The organism is Pleomorphochaeta caudata (assembly GCF_055395745.1).
In genome coordinates this window covers 339,403-362,641 of the sequence record NZ_AP042458.1, presented here as the reverse complement: position 1 = coordinate 362,641, position 23,239 = coordinate 339,403, and the positions used below count along the sequence as shown (strand labels likewise).

The window sequence follows — 23,239 nt, the reverse complement described above, 5'->3', positions numbered from 1 at the left end:
AATGGCGAGAAAACAGATATTAATTTGTTGTATAGGTTTGTTTATCAGTGGTTGGAGAGACTCCAAAGCAGCGTTTATATTCCCTGCTAAATTGTGAGGAGCTTTCATAACCAACTAATCTAGCAGCTATATTTGCTTTTTCGCCAGTATTTTTTATAAGCTCTTTTGCTTTATGCAATCTAATATTTTTTATGTATTGCAAAGGGGAAGTGTTTGTCATAGCTTTGAAAGCAGTATGAAATGCCGTTGAACTCATACCTGCTTCTTTTGCTAATTCTTGTATATCAAAGGTTTGAGAACAGTCTTCATGTATTTTATTGATAATTCTTGCAATTTGAAAAAATCCTCTATTATTTATAACAAGTTCTCTTAGTATTTCGCCATTATCACCACTTAGTATTTTATATAGTATTTCTTTTAAGTAGATAGGACCTAATATTTTAGAATCATTTTCAGAGTCTAAAGTTTTTAATAGTCGATTAGTTGCTTCAAGAATATCATCAGTAATTTCAGCATCATATAGAGAATTATAAATTTTTTTATTTGTTGGAACACTAGAGTTAATTTCGAAAAGAATTTCACTAATCATTTGAGGATCAATTCTAATAGCAACTCCTAGCATTGGTTTATCTTTTTCAACAATTGTTTCACATTCAATTGGTAAAGGAATTGATTGAACATAGTAATGTTTAGAATCATAAATATATGTTTTATTTCCTAAGAAAATTCTTTTTTCTCCTTGTGCTAATAAAATTATAAAGGGTCTATATAATTCTGGTTTTTTCTTATGTGGATTATCAACTCTAAAGATTGCTACATCCTTTATATTCGTTATTAAAAACTTTTCTTTTGGTAATTCTTTTAATAAGAGTTCTTTCATTGTATCTATATTTTCTTTCATAACTTAAATTCCAATTTTTTTAAAATTAATCTTATTATGCATATATTTTAAAAAAAATAAACATATAAAGTGTAAAAAATGTAAAAATAGGCAAAATATAAGATGGATTGTATATTCCAAAATGATAATTTGATTATTAGTATTTAGATAAAATAAAAACCTTTGATAGTTTATTTTTTTAGTGTAGAGCTTTAGATAAAATTATTTATAATCTAAAAATTTTAGATTGTTTATGCAACTTTTAAAATCTAATTTTCTATGCTATATCTCAAATTTTTATAGATTTTCACTTTAGTTGAAATTAAGGAGATTAAAATGAAAAAAGTATTAACTTTTATTTTATCTGTATCTTTCTTTGTAGTTGTAATGTCCGGTTGTAGCACTTTAACTCAAGAAGACCAAAGGATGATAACGGATGTAGATTCAATGTATTTAACATATGAATTAAGAGATACTGTAACCTTAGAAGCTGTTCAATATAAGAACCGTTATGGTATTGATATTGCCGCTCATATGTTTTTACCAAAGAACATTGATAAAACTCAAAAATATCCTGCAGTAATAATTGGTACTCCATATGGTGGAGTAAAAGAACAAGGGGCAGGGATATATGCAATGAACATGGCTGAAAGAGGTTATGTAGCTATTGCTTTCGATGAATCATTTAATGGAGAGAGTGGTGGAGAGCCAAGAGATGTTTCTTCCCCAGACTTCTTTGTAGAAGATTTTAGTGCAGGAGTAGATTTTTTAGGTTCATTAGATTTTGTTGATAGAGAAAAAATTGGTGCTATTGGTATTTGCGGTAGCGGTGGTTTCGCACTAACAGCTGCTGAAGTTGATTATAGAATTAAAGCTATTGTAACAGCTAGTATGTACGATATTAGTAGTATGACCCGTTATGGCCTTGGATACTATATTAGTGATGAGCAAAGAGAGAAAACATTAAAATCTCTTGGAGAACAACGTTGGGTAGATTTTGAAAATGGATATCCAGCAATGCCTCAAGGTGGTTGGCCAACTGATGGCCCAGCTCCTGGTGTTCCAGAAGGGCTTCCTCCAGTAATGGATGAATTCTTTGAATACTATGGAACAGAGAGAGGTTGGCATCCAAATACAGTAGATAATTTTACCTTAACAAGTGCAATCTCTTTTATGAACTTCCCATTATTAAGTTATATTGATTCTATTTCACCACGTCCTATTTTATTTATTATGGGAGAAAATGCTCATTCTCGATATTATACTGAAGAAGCATATGAAAGAGCAGCAGATCCAAAAGAATTAGTAATAATCCCTGGTGCAAGACATATAGATTTATATGATAGAGAAGATATGATTCCATTTGATAAGATTGAATCATTTTTTACTGAGTATTTAAATTAGTATTATTGATATTTAATAATGCATGGTTGAAAATTCTAACTATGCATTTTTTTTTGGTATAAAAAAACTCTTATTGAATAAATCAATAAGAGTCATTATGGGCCCAGTAGGACTTGAACCTACGACCCACGGATTATGAGTCTAATTACTTATCATGTAAAGAAATGCTATTACTTACTCTTATTATATATTTACTCTAAACTTATATCAAGTTCTTTTGCTATCTATTACTATTATTAATCATTATTAAATGTTCTTTTTTTGGCACATTCTTTGGCACATTTTTATTGTTAGTGAATTATTCAATTAATTTAAATAGTTACCTTACCTCTTGAATAAGGTAATATTAAAGAATAATATTAAATAATAGTAAAAAATTTAGGAGATTGTTTTATGAAAAAATGGATTTTAGGTGTTTTAGCTGTATTAATTTTATTTACAAGTTGTGCTTCTTCTTCAAAATTAACAGAAGAAGAAAATCAATACCAACAAGTTATTGAACTCCCTAGTATGAGTAATGATGAAATATTCTTAGAAACAAATGATTGGTTAGTTTCAACCTTTAAAAATGCAAATTCTGTGATTGAATATTCAGATAAAGAAAAAGGTGTAATTATTGGTAAAATTAATGCAAATTTACCTGTAGGAGCTTTTTCTTTGCCTACCGATACGACTTGGAAATTAAGAATTGATATTAAAGATGGGAAGAGTCGATTTTCTTTTAGTGGAATGACAATTGTTGTAAATATGAGTGGGAATGTTACAACTGGAAGATTTTCAAGTATTAACTATGATTTATTTGTTGATTGGGTTAGAACTGATTTTATCCCTTCATATGAAAAGGCTATATCACTAAATCAAGATAATTTAGATTGGTAAACTTCCATAAGTGTTTAACTACTTGAATTTATAAAATAGAAAGAGGTAATAATGAAAAAATATAGTATTTTAATATTATTCATAGCTATTAATGTTCCTTTATTTGCTGGGCCTTTTGGTTTGGAAATGGGTTGGAGTGTAGAGCAATGCATAAATGCTGGTGCAACTATCAACTTAGATGATATTGTTATTAAAGGACCTTCAAGGTCTTATATTGTTATACCTTCAAAGAAACATCCAACTTTTACTACTTACTACTGTAGTTTTGATGATGAATATGGGTTGTATAAAATTCAAACTTTTTCAGATGAATATTCTGTGTATAAAGGGGCTAGTATTAAATCAGATTTTGAAACAATAAAAAGTCAAATTGGAAAAAGTTATGGTGAACCTACCAAAATGGTAGACAATTTGAAATCTAATAGTTTCTGGAAGAGTGATGATAATTGGGCTCAATCTATTGCTTACGGAGATCGAGTTTATGGATCTGAATGGAATTTAAAATCTCAAGAACCTTTAAAAAATGTTAGATTAATAGTTGGGGCAAACGATTTGTCTACTTTAATTCTTTATTTGGAGTATGAATCAGATAAAAATGATTTAGTTGAAGAAAAAATTAATAATTTTCAATCTACTGTATTTTAAATAAAAACCCACTATTCTAAATTAATAGGATAGTGGGAAGGTTAAACCTTTTTATATGATGATAAGTGAACAAGGAGGACTCTTATTCTTTAAGGTCTTTAAGTATTTCAGCAAATTCTTCAAGTAATCCATTGTCTTTTTCTGTTTGTTTCTCTCTGTCAAAATCTCTTTGTCCTAGATATTGTTTACCTAGCCATATAGCCATACTTGAATTATGTTCACAAAGTTTGAATTGGTTTCTTCTTATACTTCTTTTTCCATACTCTGAAAACCTTTTATATACTGTTTGAAAATCACCACCATAGGTTCTTTTACACCAACCTATTAGAGTACTAGGAGCAATCTTAAAGAAGTTGCATAATTCTTGCCTAGTGCACATCATTTTGCATAGTTCTTCAAATTCTTCTTTGTTTATTTCAATCTTTTTTCTTCCCATTGATTACCTCCTTTGTATTTGCTTATTTTCTATTAGTCCATTTAAAGTAGACTATATTTACCTTGTTATAGACCTAATATAAAGTTCTTTTCAATTTCCTTAATTTTAGGATTGAGTTCCTCTGATATTTTAATAGTTTTTTCTTTTGCTAGATATAGTATTCTTTTCTTTTGATTGTAATAATTTGCTTTCTGTATTTTGCCTTCTTTATATCGCATTTCATTAATAGCTAATGCTCTTCTAGGGTTTTCCATTCTTAAACAATCCAATTCAGATAATTTTGTTAAATCTATATTCTTTGGAATATTTCCAATTATTGCAATTTTATTATAACTCTTCATAAAATCCTCTATGCATGCTTTTTTAAAAGCTGTTGATGATATATCCCTTACTTGAATATCTTTACATAGAAGGCCTCTTATAGCCTTTCTAGACTTAAGTTTCTTTTCAAGTCTAAGTATATATTTGTTTTCCCATTGTTGTGGTAAAGGTGTTGAATTGATTTTCATTTCTTGAACTTTATCATATCCAATAAAAGACCATGAACCTGTTTTATAAATTTTTGTTTCTTTTGGTAAGTTTTTTTTATTTGAACCATAATTTACACATTTGCATTGTCCCTTCATTTCTAGCATAGCATTGAGATATTCTGTTACAGGTTGTTTAACCTCTAAAGATAAACAATATTCTAATTCTTTTATAAGCACTCCTTTAAGTATGGTAGTAGAATTAAAACCTAACTCCTTGCCAATACTCAATAAAAGAATAGGAATTGAGTCCATAGAAATAGTATTAAGATTGTTACCATTTTCAAATTTACTTAAACTACCACTTATTGTTGTTGTGCTTTCTTTCAAATTTTCACAAATTCTTAGTTGTCTATTCTTGCCATTACTTAAATTACCAATTCTAAAACTTGAGTTTATATTACTGTTATGTGAGAAATTTTCATTTATATTGCTTACTTTTTGAATAATATAATTACTATCTTTAGAAGGATTACAAAGTTTATCAAATTTTATACATACCTTATCTAATGAAAAGTTTGAGTATAGGAAAGCCATTCTTTCCCCCTAATTAATTTGTATATATAATACTTATATAGGATATAAAAAGGCTTGTAATACTCTTTTGTATTCCTAAATGATAAATTATAGGCAATGTGTTTATAATTGAGTCTAGGTTGCTTTTATGCATGGTTAGACCTACTTTCTGGAATAATTGTCAAAGTAGTTAATTCAGATGAAAGAACTAATTTAAATCTAGTTTTATTCATTTCTTTTGAATTATAAAAATCACCACTAAATGTTCTATCTTTTGATAGTGCAAATAAACCACTAATATGAACTAATCCACCATTTGAAAAAATCTGTTTAAGGTAGTATTGAGGTTTTCTTGAACTTCCAAATGAATTTTTATTTTCTTGTAATATTAATTCTATTCCTAGCTTATTATTTTGATAATGTAATCCTTGAATATCTTTTTTTATCAATATAAAGGTTGCTGTTGTTTCAGTAGTAAAAGAGGCCATATTAATTTCCTCCTTCAATAACTGAATAAGAAGGAAAACTATTAATCCATTCATCAATTTTTGTTACATCAAATAAGATAGATTTATTAACCTTGATATAAGGTATTTTTCTTTGTTGAATGTAAGATCTAATTGTTTTTTCTGATAGCTTTGTATATTGTGCTACTCCTTTTACTCTTAAATAGTGCTCTTTCTTTTCCATGTTTTCTCCTTCAGAATAATTAAACTTTTATATTTTTAGCAATGTGCCCTTTCATGTGCTATTACTATTTAAGAGTAAGAATAGTTGAGGTTTAAAACTAGAGTGGAAAGTATAGTGGAAAGTATAGTAATATATAAAAAAACCATGAATTTAATCATGGGATTTGTTTATTTATCATTGAAATGTTTTTTGCTTATATTTTCATCTTGGGAATAATAACCTTCATATGCCTTTGGTTTATAAGGTTTTCCATAATTGGTTTTATATGTGGAAAGTATTATGCCTTCTTTGTATAATTCTTCATTAGAAGGAAACAGTTCTCCTTGTTGGATGACTTCATTTTTGAACCATTTAAATTGATTATTGGGTGATTTTGTAAAGCAGACCTTATTGGTTTTTCCCTTAAATTCTTTCAATATATCTTCTTTAAAACCTATACGAATATATGGCTTTTCAAGAATATCTATTTGTTTTTTTAGGGTAAAGTACTCTATTTCAAGCTTTTTATATTGTTTTATCATTATTTCTAATGACTGTTGTAAAAAAAATTCATTGGCAATATGGCTTTCCCTTTCTCTAATTTCTCCTAGTTCGATTGTAATATCATCTAAACTTTTATTTTCCAATTGATTTTCTATCTTTCTTATAGCTTTTTCTTTTTCATCTTTTTTATAATTTATTGTTTTCAGTTCATGTTTTAAATTATTTATCTTTAAATCTATATCCATTTTTAACCTCCTGTTTAGCTTATTGCTTGAAATGGAATTATATTATTTATTGCCTCATAACCTTGTTTTCTATATTCATCTGTTACATGGTGGTAATTTAGAGTAGTGGTAGCTTGTTTGTGCCCAGCTAGTTGCTGTGCTACGATAAGGCCTTTATCATCACATATCATTGTTAAATACATATGCCTTAAAGAATGGAATACAAGCCCTCTATCTTTTCTAGTTTGTTCATTTATTCCTATGTTGTATAAAGCCTTGTAAAAGCCTCTTTCAATGTATCTAGTACTAACATAACCACTATTGCTTTTATCTTGCTTGTTGCTCCAAATTATAGTGCCTGTAGCAAGAGGATTGATTGAACCTAGATTAATTAATTCAGTTGCAAGTTTAATATGAATATTAATAGTTCTATTTTCCTTACCTTTTGTGCATTTGATTTTGTTTTGATAATCTAAACTATGCTTGATGTTAATTTTAGCAATATTATTGTTGATAATTATATCATTAATATTTAAGGCTCTAATCTCTCCTAATCTCATACCACTATATAAACCTAATAGGATTGCATAATATTGACTTGCACTTATTTCAGTATCCTTGAATAGTTTTCTTATTTCTTTTAGTAGGGAATTTGTTTCTTGATTAGAAAGAATATCTCTTTTTTTGATAACATAATTAGGTATCTTGGTAAGTTTTATAGAAGGATCATTGTTAATCAAACCTAATCTAAATGCTTCATTTAAAGGGGTACTTAGTGCCAAACTTATTTTATTAACTGTGCTTGGTGCAAATTCTTTTAGTGTTGTATCAATTACTTTTTGCAAGTGAATAGTTTTTATTTTATTTAGCTTGATATTCTTAGGTAATAATTTTTTTGCATGATTTTTGTATGCACTAATCATATCTAGGGTATATCTTTTACTAATTGAATTAGGTTTAAGATTATTTCTTCTTAGAATGTATTCTGATGTTTCATAATTCCAAAAAGATAATACATATTCATCAAGAGTGATATTGTATCCTTTATCAGTAGAATTATTTTTGAAAGCTACATTTTGTTCTAGTGCAAGTGTGCAATATCTTTCAGCTTGTTTTCTTTTTGTAATAGGTAAATATTCATTATTACCCTGTAATCTTTCTCTTACCTTTTCAACACTTTGTTTTGTCGTAGGCTCTCCAGTATCTAAACTTCTAAAAGAAACATAATAACCATACCCTTTTCTTAGACTAACATAGAATGGCATTCTTGACATATAAATTACCTCGAATTTTAATTTTTAGCACATTCTTTGGCACATAGTCTAAAAATTATCATCAAAGTAAAAAACCTTACCTAATAATTTCATATTAGATAAGGAATTAATTATTGGGCCCAGTAAGACTTGAACTTACGACCCACGGATTATGAGTCCGTTGCTCTAACCAACTGAGCTATAGGCCCGAAAAAGTGAATTAAAAAATTAATTCACAGAAGGTTTTATAAACCAATATATAAATAAAGTCAAGTAGATTTTATAAATAGCCCTTATAAACTATTTTTTTGTAGTACCATAATTCCAGTATGAAAGACCACCAATATCATATATTTCTTTATAACCTTTCATTACTAATTTTTTAGCAGCTTTTACGCTACGACTACCACTTTGGCAATAGACAAAGAATTTTGTATCTTTATTAGGGTATTTTTCTTGAATTTCTTTAATACTTGAAATGTTTTTTGCTCTCTTTATATGTCCTGTTTGAAATTCATTAGGTGTTCTAACATCTAAAATTACAATATTTTTATTACTATCCATTTGGCTTTTTGCATCATCTTGTGATAGATAATGATATTCTGCACCTTTTGATTTTGCGATAAACATTGTAATTTGTTTATAAACATTATTGATAATTAAGATAGCAACAACGATAATTGCTAAGTACATAGTGAAACTGTTTGTGTCCATTTTTTCCCTCATTTGATTAATTTATGTATTCTTTGTCTACTAATATAAATTTTATATATCTTTTTTTCTGTGATATAATCACAAATAGTTAATTAATTGTTACTAGTAAAAAATTTTCTAGTATTTTTATTGTATCTGCTTTATTATCATACTTAAGAGGTGTTTTAGTTTATGAAAAAGAAATTTACAGTGTTTTGTTTATTATTAGTATTCGTATCAAGTCTCGCTTTTTCTAGCAATTATAAGTTTTTATTTGGTGCTTTAGGAATGCATCCTGATTATTTAGGTGGCATTGGCCCAACTTATGTAGATGTTGGAATTGGAAAAACTGATTTACAATTTTTAGAAAATAATTCAACTGAATTACAAGCATATTTAGGTGGTGGACTTGAAAAGAGAACATTATGGAACACTACAGGTGATGGAGCACAAGATGCATCAAATAGTTTTACTGTTGATTTATTTAGAGCAGATTGGAAATTTAGATTAAAACAAGGTTTATTCTCTGATGTTTTAACTGCTTCTCTTGCATATGATGGTATTTTTGAAAATTATAATAGCAAAACTGAAGTCTTTTTAACAACTAATGATATATATCCTGATATGAATTATGATCAAAATCTAGGTACTTATTTTACTTTTGGTCTAAAACTTGATTTCATGAATGATGATATGTTTGTTCAAGATGGTTTCTCAATTGATGGCGAAGTTTCATATGCTCCTCTATTATTAAATCAAATTGTTGGTAAATCCGATTTCTATAGTGGAAATGTAAAATTTAATTTTGCAAAGACTTTAATGCACACTAGAGCAAATGATACAGATAGAAACTTAATTTCATTGGTATTAGTTGATAGATTTGTTGTAAACTATACTGATGGTAGTGCTGTTCCAACATATTTTAGAAAATCTATTTCTTTAGGTAGAAAAGTTAGAGGATTCAGTAATTTCTCTTACAATAATAAATTAACTTTTGTTAATAACTTAGATTTAAGAGTTTCTGTATTTGAACTTGATGAAATTAGTTTTGCAAGAGTTTTCCCTAGATTTAATTTCTTTGTAGATGTTGGTTATGGAATGTTAGAATATGTAAATACTACAGTTGCTGAAGATAATCTTATTGCTTCTGCCGGTGTTCAAGCTACTATTAGTATTTCAGACTTTGCTGATTTAGGTTATCAACTTGCATATATTATTGCAGGGGATAATTTAGCAAAACAGGCAACTGGTGTTACAGTTGGTTCTTTAACCTTAATGTTAGATTTTTAGTAAGACATAATTTATATAATAAGCTTCTCAATAAAAATTTGGGAAGCTTTTTTAATCCAGTTTTTTCTATAAATAGTTTATTGAATATTGAATTAGGTTTATTCTTTCTATATAATTGTGTTCTATGAGTAATAATAAAATAGTATCTACACACTGGGCGGATATTTACGCCGATAAAATCATTCGTGAAAAGGGTGAAAAAGAATGTTATACCTGTGCAAGTGGCATCACTCCATCAGGTACTGTCCATATTGGTAATTTCAGAGAAATAATCTCTGTTGAATTAGTTGCAAGAGCATTAAAAGATAAAGGTAAAAACGTTCGCTTTATTTATAGTTGGGACGATTATGATGTTTTTAGAAAAGTTCCTAAAAACATGCCAGAACCTGAGCTTTTAGAAACATATTTAAGAAAACCAATTACTCTTGTTCCTGATACATTAAAAAGAGCAGACAATTATGCTCGTGGTAACGAGATTGATGTTGAAAAAATTTTACCAGATGTTGGAGTAAAACCAGAATATCTTTATCAAGCTGAAAGGTATAGAAGTAATAAATATGCTGAAGGTATCAAAAAAGCTTTAGAAAAGAAAGAAGAAATAAAAGCTATCTTAAATGAATTTAGAACAACACCTTTAGGTGATGATTGGTGGCCAATTTCTGTATTCTCTTCTTTTACTGATAAAGATACTACAACAATCTTAGATTGGGATGGCGAATATAAAATCACATATAGAGATGATTCAATTAACAAAGAAGAAACTATTGATATTAGAGAGACTCCAAATACTAAACTTCCTTGGAGACTAGACTGGCCAATGAGATGGAATGAAGAAACTGTTGATTTTGAACCAGCTGGTAAAGACCATCATAGTGAAGGTGGCTCTTTTGATACTAGTAGAAAAATAGTTGAAGTGTTTGGTGGTAAAGCTCCTGTATCATTCCAATATGATTTTATTTCTATTAAAGGACGTGGTGGAAAGATTTCTTCTTCAAGTGGTGAAGTAGTTTCTTTATATGATGTTTTAGAAGTTTATACTCCTGAAATTTGTAGATATCTTTTTGTTGGAACAAGACCTAACACTGAGTTTGCAATTTCTTTTGATTTAGATGTATTAAAAATCTATGAAGATTATGATACTTGTGAAAGAATTTATTTCGGTTTACAAAAGGCTAATGAAAAGAAGACTGCAAAACAAAAAAGAATTTATGAATTAAGCCAAGTTGATGGTATTCCAGAAGAACCTTCATATCAAATTCCATTTAGACATTTATGTAATTTATTACAAATTCATGGTGGAGATATCAATTCTGTAATTGAATCTCTTGAAGACATTAGTGAAAGTCAAAAAGAGAGATTAATTAAGAGATGTGAATGTGCATGGGCTTGGATTACTCAATTCTCTCCTGAAGATTTTAGATTTGCTCTAGCAACTGAAGAAACTGAAAAGATTGAATTAAATGAAAAAGAATTAGCTGCTGTAAATTCATTAAAAGATGTTGTAGCTAAAATGGATTCTTTTGAAAGTGATAAAGAATTTACAAATGCTATGTATGCTTGTGCAACAGATATTGATTTAGAAACATCAGAATTCTTTAGAGTTGTTTATATGATATTAATAGGTAAGCCAAAGGGACCTAAATTAGCACAATTTATGTTGACCTGTGGTAAGAAAAAAATATTACCTATTTTACAAAGATATTAATTTTAATTTTAGCAGTAAGGTCAAAGCTTTACTGCTTAATTTTTTTGGAGGATTTTTTATGAAAGTAATTTTAATAAATGGTAGTCCTAGAGAAAAGGGTTGTACTTATACCGCTTTATGTGAGATTGCTAGTGAATTTGAAAGAAATGATATTTCAAGTGAAATAGTATATGTCGGATCTTTAGAGAGAAGTATTGATAAAGAATTTATTAGAGAAACAAAATTAAAGATTGAAGAATCCGATGGTCTTATAATTGGCTCTCCAGTTTATTATGCAGCTCCAACTCCAATTATCTCTAGTTTTATGATTGAATTAATGAAAGTTTTAGATAACGATAAAATAAGATTAATGCCAGCTGCTAGTATTGCTAGTGCTAGAAGGGCAGGAACAACTTCAACAATAGATCAATTAAATAAATTTTTTACAATTAGTCAAATGCCTGTTGTTTCTTCTCAATACTGGGCTATGGTTCATGGAAACACTCCATCTGAAGTTAGAAAAGATGAAGAAGGTTTACAAATAATGAGAACTATTGCAAAAAATATGTCTTATATGATTAAAGCTTTTAAAATAGCAAATCTTGAAAAACCAAAAGCTGAAAAACGAGTTAGAACAAATTTTATTTAATATAGAACAAACAAGCTAAGCAAAATGCTTAGCTTGTATTATTTCTAATTTAAAATTTTATCAAGAATGAAAGAGTTCTTTCTCCATTTTGGTTGAGCCTTAACTCTTAAATCTAATTGAAGAGTTTTCCCTGGGAATATTTTTTTGATTTCTTTAAAAGAGGATACTCTAATTTTTTTAATATTAGCTCCACCTTTACCAACTATAATTCCTTTTTGAGATTCTCTTTCTACAATTATGAAAGCACGTACCCAAATTAAATTTTCTTTTTCTCTAAATTCAATATCACTTACCTCTACATAAATTGCATGGGGTAGTTCTTTATTTGCTAAAGCAATTGTGTTCCCTCTAATTATTTCACTAATTCTAAATTCTAAAGGTTGATCAGTGTAAGAGTCTTCACTATACATCAAATCTCCCTCTGGCGCTAATTTAAATAGTTCAATTAGAATTTCATCAATTCCTTCATCAACTTTTGCACTAGCACTAAGATAAATAGCATTAGGTAATTCTTTTTTAATAATTTCTTCTGTTTCTTTTATTTTTTCTTCTTCAATAATATCTTTTTTATTAAAAACACAAACAATAGGGCTTTTTATAGCTTTTAATATTTCAATAATAGCAAATTCTTCTTTTCCAGGAGCTCTTGTAGCATCAACTACATACATAATCATATCGCTTTCATTTAATGGTGATGTAGCAATTTCTTGGAGTCTTAAATTTAGAGTTTGTTCATTTAAATGATAGCCTGGGGTATCAGTAAATATTAATTGTCCTCTTTGATCTGTATATATACCTCTAATTGCATTTCTTGTTGTTTGAGGTGTTTTTGCTGTTATTGATACAGGCATTTCAACAATAGTATTTACCATTGTGCTTTTTCCACTTGATGGTCTACCTATAATTGCTACTGTTCCACATTTCATTTTAAGCTCCTTGAGTTTAATACCGATATAATAATCTAAAGTTTAACTATTAACAATATATTTACTAATTGAATGAGAAATAAAAAAAAGTGAAATTTTTTTTATATTATACTTGACATATGCCAGATATAATGATAACTTAAAACCATAAACGACATATGCCGGAATAAAACAGCTTAATGTTTTAAATTTATAATATTAATACAAAATACAAAAAAAATATAAGGAAAAAAATTATGCCAAGATTTAATCAAAAAGGCCCAGAGGGCAAAGGTAGTATGACAGGTAGAGGCTTAGGTCCCTGCAATAAAGAAAATGTAAATAATGAATCACTAAATAAAGAAACTGAAGGTTCAAATTTTTATGGTTCAAGAGGTAGACGATGTTCAGGAAACAGAGCTCGTCGTCATGGTCGAGGACAAGGCCGTAATTGTGTTTTTTAATGGAATAAGAAATTGAGATAATTTTTTAAAAATATTAACTCATTTATTAATTCATTTATTATTCTTTTGTTGAGGGGAAAACTAGTTTAGTTTTCTCCTCTTTTATTTATTTAGTTTTACTCATGTGGTATTATTTATATAAAGGATTGAATTTATGCCAAGAAATAAGAAATATAGAAGGATTGGATATCTTACTTCAATAAAACATTTTGCTCCTATTAGTAAAGCAGATGAAATTATGGACAATGGAGATAAAGTTGTTTTAACAAATGAGGAATTTGAAACAATAAGGCTTATTGATTATAAAGGGTACACGCAAGTTGAATGTAGTAAATCTATGAATATTGCTAGAACAACAGTGCAACAATTATATTCTGATGCTAGATATAAACTATCTTTATTACTGCTTGAGGGTAGTAATTTATATGTTGATGGTGGAATTATTGAACTTGTTAATGATAAAGAGTTAGAAAGAGAAGTCGGTTTTGAAGAAAATGAGTTATATAGAATAAGACAGAGAAGAAATAGAGGATGGAGAAATAGGCAATTCAGAAATAGCGATAAATAATTTGTTTATACTATTTTACTTTATACTATTTTTCTATTATATTATTAAGGATATTAAATTTAGGAGTCAATAAAAATGAGTGAAGAAAAGAAAGAAACAAAAGCTCAAGATCCTCAATTCAGTGAACGTTTATTAAAAACTAGAAGTATTATGCTTAGTGGCGAAATAAATAAAGAAAGTGCTGAAAAAATTATTTCACAATTACTTGTTTTAGAAGCTGATGATAGTGAAAAAGACATAAAGATTTTTATCAATAGCCCTGGTGGTGATGTTGATGCAGGATATGCAATTTATGATATGGTTAGATTTATTACTCCAAAAGTTATTATGATTGGAGCTGGTTTAGTAGCTTCTGCTGCTTCTTTGGTATTGCTTGCAGTACCAGCTGAGAGAAGAGTTGGTTTACCAAATTCTTCTTATTTAATACACCAACCAATGAGTGGAATGAAAGGTGTTGCAACTGCTATTGAAATTTATTCTAAACAAATTGATAAATTAAGAAATAAGTTGGATAAGGTTATTGCTGATGCTACAAACAAAAGTGTAGAGCAAGTAAAAAAAGATACAGAAAGAGACCATTGGTTATTTAGTGATGAAGCCTTAAATTATGGTCTTATAAGTAAAATAGTAGAAAAAAGATCTGATTTATAATTTTATAATCTGATTTAATAAATGCAATTTATAAGAAAATCTAGTTTTAAATTTAGAGGTTTTTATGGTTGCATTTTTTTTATTCCTTTTTAGTTTTACATTAATAAGTTGTGAAGAGCCAATAGTTAATGAGAATACTTTTACTGTTATGGATTGGAATGTTCAGGCTTTGATGGATGATAAAGTAGATGGAAGTGAATTTGAAGATTTTAACTTAGATGAGTACAGTGAAGAATCTTATAGAAGAAGATTGAAAAATGCTTGTGATGTTATTGATGATGTAAATGCAGATGTAGTAATTCTTGAAGAAATTGAAAACTCTAATGTTTTAAAAGATATGATGGATATGTATCTCTCAAGAAAAGGTTATATTTATTATGGGGCAGTTAAAGAAGAAGATAGTGCAATTGCCATTGGGTTTATTTCAAAAATTGAAGCAAAAAATATTAGGGTTCATTCAGTCTTAGATTCAAGAAATGTCTTAGCAATAGATTTTTATGTAAATAATGAGAAAGTACGTATCTTTGCTTGTCATGGCAAAAGCCAAATTGAGGGATTTGAAGCAACAGAAAAATATAGAATTAATTTATCAACAACACTAAAAAGATTGATAAATGAAAGTCCTGATTTTAATGTAATTTGTGTTGGAGACTTTAATGAAGATCCCTCCATTTATTCAACATTTCAAACAGCTTTATATAATGTTGAAAAAGAAAATGCCTTCTATTTTAGAGATAATGGTTCTCTTTTATTAAGTCCTACTCCATACGGTGTTTTTCAAGATATTTTATATTCACCACAGCTGGATTTTGAAATAAAAAAGCAAAAAAAAGGGACTTATGTTTATAATAATGATTGGTTTAATTTCGATTTAATTCTAATAAATAATAGGTTTTTTGATCTTTTAGGTTTAGAATTTTCTTCATTTCACATTTATGCACCTCAAAAAATTAGTACTTCAGAGGGGATTCCCTATGCTTGGAATGAAAAAAGTTTAACTGGAATAAGTGACCATTTTCCAATATATGTTACTTTCAAATACTTTATTCCCAATGAGCATGATTTTATTTCACATTAAAATTTCGAAAAAATATAATAAAAGACAGCTTATTTAAGCTGTCTTTTTAGTTGTATGATACGTTGGAATATAAACTATTGGATAGTATATTCAATTGTAACATTACTTACATATACACCAGCAGGTAATTCTTTGTTACCGCCCCAAATAAGTTTGAATTTATTTACTAAAACGTCTTTATTAAGGCCTGCTTTTAAAGTGCTTAATGTTGAAATAGTATTAACTTCAGGTCTTATGTTTGAATCATAAACTTGGGATTTATTATTAAGTGTTGTCTTAAAATTTTCAGTATTAATTTTTACGCTAACTCCTAAATCTTTGTTCATATTACTTGAAGCTTTTAATGTGAAATCTTGAGTAGAACCACCATTTGTTAGTGATTGAACAGTGATTTTATAGTCAGTTGAATTATCAATAGAAGTGTCGTTGTTGTATGCTAATGTGTATTCAACCGGAGTTTCTTCGATTTCTGTGATAAGTTGTGTTTTGCTAGTTTTAGCAAAGATTGGAGCTAATGCTATTAAAGAGATTGTTAAGATTGTTAATACTTTTTTCATTTTGTTTTTATCCTTTTCTTGATTAATTATTTTGTTTTTTCTTGTTTATATTTAATGTATAATAAATATTGCAACTTATGTCAATAGTTTTTATGAAATAAATATAAATTAATTTATTTGTATCAAAATATTTAATTTAAGTGCGATATTACGGTATTGCGTTTTGAAAACATATGTCAATTAAAGGATAAAAAAAAGAACTGATATATATTACTAAATCAGTTCTTTTGTGTTCTAACTATAAATATTAGTCAGTTGGTTTTTGTTTTCTAGGGAATTTTAATTCATAGAAAATTTTCTCAAGAGATAAACTGAGGTTGATATTTTGTACAACGCTCATAGAGCCATCTTTAAGTAAAACAGGCTTTAGTGTAACAGGTGAGAAGTTTAAAATTCCTTTTACTCCAGCTTTTAACAATTTGTGATAAGTGTCTGCAGCTGCAATTTCAGGTACAGTAATAATACCTACTCTTACATCTAAGGCATCAACTACTTCTTCCAATCTAGAAAGAGGGTAAATTGATATTGGTTGTGATGAGTCGCTATATACTTGGGGGTCACTATCAAATTCAGCAACAATCTTGATCCCATCAGGTTCAAATCCACCATAATGCATTAAAGCAAGTCCAATTCTACCACATCCAATTATGATAGCATTTTGAGGATCGCCTTTTCCAAGAATCTCAGAAAGTGCTGTTATTAAATCAACGATTTCATAACCACCTCTTTTTTGTCCATGTATTGATAATTGTGAGAAATCTTTTCTAACAACAGCAGCTGAAACTCCAGCAGCGTCAGCTAAGTTGTGAGCAAATACTTTTTCTAATCCAATAGAGCGAAGTCTATTAAGTGCCCGATAGTATCTAGTGATACGTGTTAGTTGGTCATTATTCATGAAAACCTCCTATTAATGTGAATAATGGTATATTATTTAAGCGTTTTAGTCAATATTTGTTTTTCCTTTTAATTTTCATATCGTTTATTAGAACTTTACGTGCTATAATCATATGTACAAAAAAAATAGATTATGTTAGACTAATTAACAATCAAGATTCTTGATTAAGTAAATATAGGGTAAGAATATTAGGAGGGTACATGTCTGAGAATAATGTAAAATTCTCGCCTGAATTGATTGAGTTCATTAATCAATGGCGAAATAAACCAGGAAATCTCATCATGGTTTTACACCGTGTTCAAAGTGAATATGGTTACGTATCTCGTGAATCTGCTGAGGAAGTTTCAAATATGTTAGATATCCCATTCGCAAAAGTATGGGGAGTATTAACATTCTATCATTTCTTTAAGCTTACTAAGCCAGGTAAATTTAACATTCAAGTTTGTATGGGTACTGCATGTTATTTAAAAGGTGGCGATGCTATTATTGAAGAACTTTCACAAGTTTTGGATTTAGAAGTAGGCGGAATCACTGATGATGAGAAATTTTCTCTTGAAGCGGTTAGATGTATTGGATGTTGTGGTTTAGCGCCAGTTATGACTGTTGGCGGTGAAGTGTTTGGTAAGGTTACTAAGAATCAAATTCCTGGTATCTTAAAGAAATTTGCTTAAAAATAAAAATTATGCATCGTTATATTTGTGATTTCATTTTAGATATTGTTCAAAATTCTTTTGAAGCTAACAGTTCTTTAGTTGAGCTATCATTATTAGAAGATAATAAATATCTGACAGTTATTGTAAAAGATAATGGAAAAGGAATGACAAAGGATGTTTTAAATAAAGTTTTAGATCCTTATTATACTGATGGGGTAAAACATAATAAACGAAAGGTTGGTTTAGGATTACCATTTTTAGTTCAATGTGTTAATGAAAGTGGTGGTAGTTTTGAAATTGATTCAACTGTTAATGTTGGAACAAAAGTTAAATGTGTTTTTGATTTATGTAATATTGATACACCTCCAATAGGAGATTTATGTATTACTTTTTTAACTCTTTTTAGTGATCCAAAAGCTCAAGAGCTTGTTATTGAGAGAAAAATAGATACTTCAAAAGGAAAGAGTAGTTATAAATATTCAAAAACAGAATTGCTTGATATTTTAGGCGATTTTTCAACTGTTTCTTCATTAAGTTTATTAAAAGAATTTTTGCTAAGTCAAGAAGAAGATTTACATCAATATTATTTGGATAGAAAATTAATTTTTAAGTAGTCGAAATTGGAGAAATTATAATGGCAAAAATGACATTAGAAGAACTTAGAAAATTAAGAGCTTCAAAACAGAATTCTTTACAAAAACGTAGTATTGAAGGAAAAGAAGGTCAGATCATTATTGGAATGGGTACTTGTGGAATTGCTGCTGGTGCAAAAACAGTCTTAGATACTTTTATTTCTGAATTAGATGCTAAAGGTATTACCAACATTTCAGTTACACAAACAGGTTGTATGGGACTATGCCATGTTGAACCAACTATTGAAGTAATTATTCCAAACATGCCTGACGTTATTTATGGAAAGGTTGATGCTGAAGTTGCAAAAGCAATTGTTGAAGAACATATACTTAATCATAAACTAGTTAATGATCATTTATATGATAAACCTGCAGCAGATATTTATGCAAAGGATGGTAATAAGTAATGGCTTTCAGAAACTATATTTTAGTTTGTGGTGGTACTGGATGTGAATCTAGTCGCGCAGACGATATTTATAAAAACCTTATTGCTGAATGTGAAGCACAGGGTGTAAAAGACGAAGTACAGATTGTTAAAACAGGTTGTTTTGGTTTCTGTGAACAAGGTCCAATTGTTAAAATTCTTCCTGAAGATTCTTTTTACGTACAAGTTAAACCAGAAGACGCAAAAGAATTAGTAAGTGAACATATTATAAAAGGTCGTGAAGTAACAAGACTTTTATATAATAAAGAAAAAAGTCATAAACATGCACAAGTTGAAGAAATTGAATTCTATCAAAAGCAGTTCAGAATTGTTCTTCGTAACTGTGGATTCATTGATCCAGAAAACATTGATGAGTATATCGCTCGTGAAGGTTATGCTGCATTAGAAAAGGCTTTATTCGAATTTACTCCAGATCAAATTATTGAAGAAGTTAAAACTGCTGGCTTAAGAGGTCGTGGTGGTGCTGGTTTCCCAACTTGGATGAAATGGAATTTTACCAAAATGTCACAAAACGATGAAAAATTTGTTGTTTGTAATGCTGACGAAGGAGACCCTGGTGCATACATGGACCGTTCAACTTTAGAAGGGGATCCCCATTCTATTCTTGAAGCTATGACTATTTGTGCTAGAGCAATTGGTGCAACTCAAGGTTATATTTATATTAGAGCTGAATATCCTCTTGCAATTCATCGTCTTGAAGTTGCAATGAAACAAGCTAGAGAATATGGCTTACTAGGTAAAGATATTTTAGGAAGCGGTTTTGATTTTGATATTGAAATTCGTTTAGGTGCTGGTGCTTTCGTTTGTGGTGAAGAAACTGCTTTATTACAATCAATTGAAGGCTTTAGAGGAATGCCTCAACCACGTCCACCATTCCCTGCTGTTAAAGGTCTATGGCAAAAACCAACTTGTATTAATAACGTAGAAACTTGGGCTAATATCCCTGTTATTATCAACAAGGGTGGTGCTTGGTTCCAAAAAATTGGTACTGATGATAGCCATGGTACAAAAGTTTTCGCTTTAACTGGTAAAATTAAAAACTCAGGTCTTGTTGAAGTTCCAATGGGAACAACTCTAAGAGAAATTGTTTATGATATCGGTGGTGGTATTGCTAACGGAAAAGAATTTAAAGCAGTTCAAACAGGTGGTCCATCAGGTGGTGTTATTACTAAAGAAAATCTTGATACTCCTATCGATTTTGGTGGATTACAAAAGATTGGTTCTATGATGGGTTCTGGTGGTATGATTGTTATGGATGAAGACGATTGTATTGTAGACGTAGCAAAATTCTACCTAAACTTTACTGTTGATGAATCTTGTGGTAAGTGTGCTCCTTGTAGAATTGGAGGTAGATCCTTACTAAATATCTTAGAAAAAATTACTAAAGGTCAAGGAACTCAAAAGGATGTTGATAATATTCATAGCATCGCTTTAGCAATGCGTAAAGGTTCCCTTTGTGCTTTAGGTCAAACTGCTCCAAACCCAGTTCTTTCAAGTTTGAAATATTTCCCTGATGAGTATAAAGCTCATATTGAAGATAAAAAATGTCCTGCAGGAAAATGTAAGAATTTAATTTCTTATTCAATTAATGCAGATAAATGTATCGGATGTACTGCTTGTGCACGTAAGTGTCCTGCTGGTGCAATTTCAGGTGAAAGAAAACAAGCTCATATTATTGATCAAGCAGCTTGTATTAAATGTGGTGCTTGTCTTACAGCTTGTAAATTCGGCGCTGTTGAAGTTCATTAGGCGTCGGGAGGATCAAAGAGATAATGATAAACGTAAAAATAAATGGTATCCCCGTTCAAGTGGCAGAAGGTACAACAGTATTACAAGCAGCAAAGGAAGTTGGTGTTTATATTCCAACTTTATGTTATCACCCTGATTTAACTCCTTTTGCTTCATGTGGTATGTGTGTATGTAAACAAGAAAATAATAATAAAATGATTAGAGCTTGTTCGACTCCTGTACATGAAGGATTAAGTGTAATAACTGATGATCCTGAATTATTTGAAGTTAGAAAAGCAATTTTAGAGATGACTTTAAGTACTCATCCTAACTCTTGTTTAACTTGTATTAGAAATGGAAATTGTGAATTACAAACTTTGGCAGCAAAATTTGGAATTAGAGAACAACCTTTTGAAAAGAGACTTGCAGCATTAAAGGTTGATACATCTTCTCCTTCAATTGTTTTAGACCCTAATAAATGTATTAAATGTGGTCGTTGTGTACAAGTTTGTCAGGATTTACAAGGTGTCTATGCTTTAGATTTTATTGGCCGTGGTGATGGAACTGTAATGTCTCCTGCAGCAAATCTAAAATTAAATGATAGCCCATGTGTAAAATGTGGACAATGTATCGTTCACTGTCCTGTTGGAGCAATCTATGAGAAAGATGAAACAGCTGATTTAAGAGCTGCTATTGCAGATCCAGAAAAAGTTGTTGCAGTTCAAATGGCTCCTTCTGTACGTGTTGGTATTAGTGAAGAATTTGATTTGCCAGTTGGTACAGTTTCTACAGGTAAATTATATGCTGCTTTAAGAAAAATTGGTGTTGATTTAGTATTCGATACAAACTTCAGTGCTGACTTAACAATCATGGAAGAAGGTAGTGAATTAGTTAAGAGATTAACAACAGAAGGTAGTGTATTACCTCAATTTACTTCTTGTTGTCCAGGTTGGGTTGATTACTGTGAAAAGTTCTATCCTGAATTAACAGAAAATCTTTCTAGTGCTAAATCTCCTATGATGATGCAAGGTGCTATTACAAAAACATATTATGCTGAAACAACTAAAAATGATCCAGCAAAAATTTATAGTGTTGCATTAATGCCTTGTACAGCTAAAAAATATGAAAGTAAGAGAGATGATTCAATGAAATCTTCTGGTTACGATGATGTTGATTTAGTATTAACAACTCGTGAAATTGCTAGATTATTTAAAGCTTACGGAATTGATTTTGCTTCTCTATGTGAAGAAGGTTGTGATTCTCCAATTGGTGAATACTCAGGTGCTGGAACAATCTTTGGTAATACTGGTGGTGTAATGGAAGCTGCTGTAAGAACAGCTTATCATTTAGTAACTGGTGATGAGTTAGAAGAAGTTGAAGTTGATGCTGTTCGTGGTATGGATAATGTACGTAAGGGTGAAGTGGACATGAATGGTACTAAAGTAAGAGTAGCTATTGTTCATGGTTTAGCAAATGTTAAAGCAGTTTGTGAAGAAGTTCTTGCAGCTAAGAAAGCTAATGAACCAGCTCCTTATGACTTTATTGAAGTTATGGCTTGTCGTGGTGGTTGTATTGCAGGTGGTGGTCAACCTTATGGTACTGATGACCAAATAAGAAAGCAAAGAATTGCAGGTTTATATAATGATGATGAACAATCAACATATCGTAAATCTCATGATAACCCTTCAATTAAGAAAATTTATAGTGATTATTTGGGTCAGCCAATGTCACATAAAGCTCATTCTTTATTGCATACAAGTTATACAAAAAGAAAACAATATAATGCATAATTAATTTAAATAATTATAAAAAGGGTCAGTAAATAACTGGCCCTTTTTTTTATACAATTCTTTTGATATCTTTACGTTAATCCCTTGAAATGATATTATGAAGAAAGCTTATTTTTATAATTATAATATAGGGTGCCTATATTACTTATGAGGTATATTATGAAATTAAAAAATGTTCTAAATGAAAATGTTGTAAAAATTTCTTTAGATAGTTTAAACAAAGAAGATGTTATTAAAGAATTGTTGAATATTTTAAAAGACAATAATTTATTAGAAGATATTGATTTAGCATATAGAGATGTTATGGACAGAGAATCAAAAATGTCTACTGGTATTCAACATGGCGTTGCAATCCCTCATGCAAAAACTAGAGCTGTAAAACAATTAACCGCATGCATTGGAATTAAGAAAGAAGGTATTGATTTTAATGCATTAGATGGTGAAAAAAGTAAAATATTTATAATGACATTATCACCAAGTGACCACATTGGCCCTCACGTGCAATTCCTTGCTGAGGTAAGTAGAGTTATTAAAACAGAAGAAGCAAGAAAGAGTATTTTAGAAGCAAAGGATGCTACTGAATTATTAAATGTATTTGGAATCTAAATAAAACAAAAAAT

Annotated in this window: 27 protein-coding genes and 1 tRNA gene; 16 read left to right on the top strand and 12 right to left on the bottom strand. The window is 29.4% G+C overall.

Annotated elements, in window-relative coordinates; all coding sequences use genetic code 11:
- Window positions 1-19: 19 nt before the first annotated feature.
- Window positions 20-901 carry an AraC family transcriptional regulator gene (locus ACZ5RS_RS01725; RefSeq protein WP_464637149.1) on the bottom strand — a complete coding sequence of 294 codons (882 nt, stop codon included), beginning with the start codon at window positions 899-901 and terminating at the stop codon, window positions 20-22.
- Window positions 902-1,216: 315 nt separating this feature from the next.
- On the opposite strand from ACZ5RS_RS01725, the gene ACZ5RS_RS01720 reads away from it, so the two are divergent.
- From ACZ5RS_RS01720 to ACZ5RS_RS01710, 3 genes are all read left to right on the top strand, one after another.
- Entirely contained in the window at window positions 1,217-2,284 is a 1,068-nt protein-coding gene (locus tag ACZ5RS_RS01720; RefSeq protein WP_464637148.1) for an alpha/beta hydrolase, read from the top strand.
- Between the two features lie 393 nt (window positions 2,285-2,677).
- Window positions 2,678-3,163, top strand: a complete 486-nt coding sequence (locus ACZ5RS_RS01715; RefSeq protein ID WP_464637147.1) for a DUF4468 domain-containing protein — start codon at window positions 2,678-2,680, stop codon at window positions 3,161-3,163.
- A 51-nt stretch (window positions 3,164-3,214) separates the two neighbouring features.
- A complete protein-coding gene (locus ACZ5RS_RS01710) occupies window positions 3,215-3,808 on the top strand; it encodes a hypothetical protein (RefSeq protein WP_464637146.1) in 594 nt (197 codons plus the stop codon).
- Between the two features lie 82 nt (window positions 3,809-3,890).
- On the opposite strand, the gene ACZ5RS_RS01705 is transcribed toward ACZ5RS_RS01710, so the two are convergent.
- The 8 genes from ACZ5RS_RS01705 to ACZ5RS_RS01670 all read right to left on the bottom strand — a co-directional run bounded on the left by ACZ5RS_RS01705 (window position 3,891) and on the right by ACZ5RS_RS01670 (window position 8,651).
- Window positions 3,891-4,244: a hypothetical protein gene (locus ACZ5RS_RS01705; protein ID WP_464637145.1), complete on the bottom strand. Its 354-nt coding sequence runs from the start codon at window positions 4,242-4,244 to the stop codon at window positions 3,891-3,893.
- 65 nt (window positions 4,245-4,309) lie between these two features.
- Complete coding sequence (locus ACZ5RS_RS01700; protein WP_464637144.1) at window positions 4,310-5,308, bottom strand: hypothetical protein; 999 nt, start codon at window positions 5,306-5,308, stop codon at window positions 4,310-4,312.
- Window positions 5,309-5,433: 125 nt separating this feature from the next.
- Window positions 5,434-5,775, bottom strand: coding sequence for a hypothetical protein (locus ACZ5RS_RS01695; protein ID WP_464637143.1), 342 nt, complete (start codon window positions 5,773-5,775; stop codon window positions 5,434-5,436).
- Window position 5,776: 1 nt separating this feature from the next.
- A complete protein-coding gene (locus tag ACZ5RS_RS01690; protein WP_464637142.1) occupies window positions 5,777-5,977 on the bottom strand; it encodes a helix-turn-helix domain-containing protein in 201 nt (66 codons plus the stop codon).
- A gap of 167 nt (window positions 5,978-6,144) precedes the next feature.
- Window positions 6,145-6,705, bottom strand: coding sequence for a zinc ribbon domain-containing protein (locus ACZ5RS_RS01685; protein ID WP_464637141.1), 561 nt, complete (start codon window positions 6,703-6,705; stop codon window positions 6,145-6,147).
- A gap of 14 nt (window positions 6,706-6,719) precedes the next feature.
- Window positions 6,720-7,958 carry a tyrosine-type recombinase/integrase gene (locus ACZ5RS_RS01680; protein WP_464637140.1) on the bottom strand — a complete coding sequence of 413 codons (1,239 nt, stop codon included), beginning with the start codon at window positions 7,956-7,958 and terminating at the stop codon, window positions 6,720-6,722.
- Window positions 7,959-8,072: 114 nt separating this feature from the next.
- A tRNA-Ile gene (locus ACZ5RS_RS01675) sits at window positions 8,073-8,146 on the bottom strand.
- Between the two features lie 91 nt (window positions 8,147-8,237).
- Window positions 8,238-8,651 (bottom strand): rhodanese-like domain-containing protein, encoded by a 414-nt coding sequence (locus ACZ5RS_RS01670; RefSeq protein WP_464637139.1) that lies wholly within the window; start codon window positions 8,649-8,651, stop codon window positions 8,238-8,240.
- Window positions 8,652-8,822: 171 nt separating this feature from the next.
- Here ACZ5RS_RS01670 and ACZ5RS_RS01665 point away from each other — a divergent pair, with 171 nt between their 5' ends.
- The 3 genes from ACZ5RS_RS01665 to ACZ5RS_RS01655 all read left to right on the top strand — a co-directional run bounded on the left by ACZ5RS_RS01665 (window position 8,823) and on the right by ACZ5RS_RS01655 (window position 12,253).
- Complete coding sequence (locus ACZ5RS_RS01665) at window positions 8,823-9,920, top strand: hypothetical protein (protein WP_464637138.1); 1,098 nt, start codon at window positions 8,823-8,825, stop codon at window positions 9,918-9,920.
- A 124-nt stretch (window positions 9,921-10,044) separates the two neighbouring features.
- Window positions 10,045-11,625, top strand: a complete 1,581-nt coding sequence (lysS, locus tag ACZ5RS_RS01660) for a lysine--tRNA ligase (protein ID WP_464637137.1) — start codon at window positions 10,045-10,047, stop codon at window positions 11,623-11,625.
- 58 nt (window positions 11,626-11,683) lie between these two features.
- Complete coding sequence (locus tag ACZ5RS_RS01655; protein ID WP_464637136.1) at window positions 11,684-12,253, top strand: flavodoxin family protein; 570 nt, start codon at window positions 11,684-11,686, stop codon at window positions 12,251-12,253.
- A 44-nt stretch (window positions 12,254-12,297) separates the two neighbouring features.
- Here ACZ5RS_RS01655 and era read toward each other — a convergent pair whose 3' ends face one another.
- Window positions 12,298-13,179: a GTPase Era gene (gene era / locus ACZ5RS_RS01650; RefSeq protein WP_464637135.1), complete on the bottom strand. Its 882-nt coding sequence runs from the start codon at window positions 13,177-13,179 to the stop codon at window positions 12,298-12,300.
- Between the two features lie 236 nt (window positions 13,180-13,415).
- Here era and ACZ5RS_RS01645 point away from each other — a divergent pair, with 236 nt between their 5' ends.
- From ACZ5RS_RS01645 to ACZ5RS_RS01630, 4 genes are all read left to right on the top strand, one after another.
- Entirely contained in the window at window positions 13,416-13,622 is a 207-nt protein-coding gene (locus ACZ5RS_RS01645) for a DUF5320 domain-containing protein (protein ID WP_464637134.1), read from the top strand.
- 154 nt (window positions 13,623-13,776) lie between these two features.
- A complete protein-coding gene (locus tag ACZ5RS_RS01640; RefSeq protein WP_464637133.1) occupies window positions 13,777-14,190 on the top strand; it encodes a DUF134 domain-containing protein in 414 nt (137 codons plus the stop codon).
- 75 nt (window positions 14,191-14,265) lie between these two features.
- Window positions 14,266-14,841: an ATP-dependent Clp protease proteolytic subunit gene (locus ACZ5RS_RS01635; protein WP_464637132.1), complete on the top strand. Its 576-nt coding sequence runs from the start codon at window positions 14,266-14,268 to the stop codon at window positions 14,839-14,841.
- A gap of 64 nt (window positions 14,842-14,905) precedes the next feature.
- Window positions 14,906-15,919, top strand: coding sequence for an endonuclease/exonuclease/phosphatase family protein (locus ACZ5RS_RS01630; RefSeq protein ID WP_464637131.1), 1,014 nt, complete (start codon window positions 14,906-14,908; stop codon window positions 15,917-15,919).
- A 74-nt stretch (window positions 15,920-15,993) separates the two neighbouring features.
- On the opposite strand, the gene ACZ5RS_RS01625 is transcribed toward ACZ5RS_RS01630, so the two are convergent.
- Together ACZ5RS_RS01625 and ACZ5RS_RS01620 are read right to left on the bottom strand one after the other, a co-directional pair.
- Window positions 15,994-16,476, bottom strand: coding sequence for a hypothetical protein (locus tag ACZ5RS_RS01625; RefSeq protein ID WP_464637130.1), 483 nt, complete (start codon window positions 16,474-16,476; stop codon window positions 15,994-15,996).
- Window positions 16,477-16,723: 247 nt separating this feature from the next.
- Window positions 16,724-17,371 carry a redox-sensing transcriptional repressor Rex gene (locus tag ACZ5RS_RS01620; protein ID WP_464637129.1) on the bottom strand — a complete coding sequence of 216 codons (648 nt, stop codon included), beginning with the start codon at window positions 17,369-17,371 and terminating at the stop codon, window positions 16,724-16,726.
- A 200-nt stretch (window positions 17,372-17,571) separates the two neighbouring features.
- On the opposite strand from ACZ5RS_RS01620, the gene ACZ5RS_RS01615 reads away from it, so the two are divergent.
- From ACZ5RS_RS01615 to ACZ5RS_RS01590, 6 genes are all read left to right on the top strand, one after another.
- Window positions 17,572-18,042: an NADH-quinone oxidoreductase subunit NuoE family protein gene (locus tag ACZ5RS_RS01615; RefSeq protein ID WP_464637128.1), complete on the top strand. Its 471-nt coding sequence runs from the start codon at window positions 17,572-17,574 to the stop codon at window positions 18,040-18,042.
- Between the two features lie 11 nt (window positions 18,043-18,053).
- On the top strand, window positions 18,054-18,638 hold the full coding sequence (locus tag ACZ5RS_RS01610; protein WP_464637127.1) for an ATP-binding protein: 585 nt from the start codon (window positions 18,054-18,056) through the stop codon (window positions 18,636-18,638).
- A gap of 20 nt (window positions 18,639-18,658) precedes the next feature.
- Complete coding sequence (locus tag ACZ5RS_RS01605) at window positions 18,659-19,063, top strand: (2Fe-2S) ferredoxin domain-containing protein (protein WP_464637126.1); 405 nt, start codon at window positions 18,659-18,661, stop codon at window positions 19,061-19,063.
- Entirely contained in the window at window positions 19,063-20,850 is a 1,788-nt protein-coding gene (locus ACZ5RS_RS01600; RefSeq protein WP_464637125.1) for an NADH-ubiquinone oxidoreductase-F iron-sulfur binding region domain-containing protein, read from the top strand. The genes ACZ5RS_RS01605 and ACZ5RS_RS01600 overlap by 1 nt, the downstream gene beginning before the upstream one ends.
- A gap of 23 nt (window positions 20,851-20,873) precedes the next feature.
- Entirely contained in the window at window positions 20,874-22,619 is a 1,746-nt protein-coding gene (locus tag ACZ5RS_RS01595; protein ID WP_464637124.1) for an NADH-dependent [FeFe] hydrogenase, group A6, read from the top strand.
- A 159-nt stretch (window positions 22,620-22,778) separates the two neighbouring features.
- A complete protein-coding gene (locus ACZ5RS_RS01590; RefSeq protein ID WP_464637123.1) occupies window positions 22,779-23,225 on the top strand; it encodes a PTS sugar transporter subunit IIA in 447 nt (148 codons plus the stop codon).
- The last annotated feature ends 14 nt before the right edge of the window (window positions 23,226-23,239 follow it).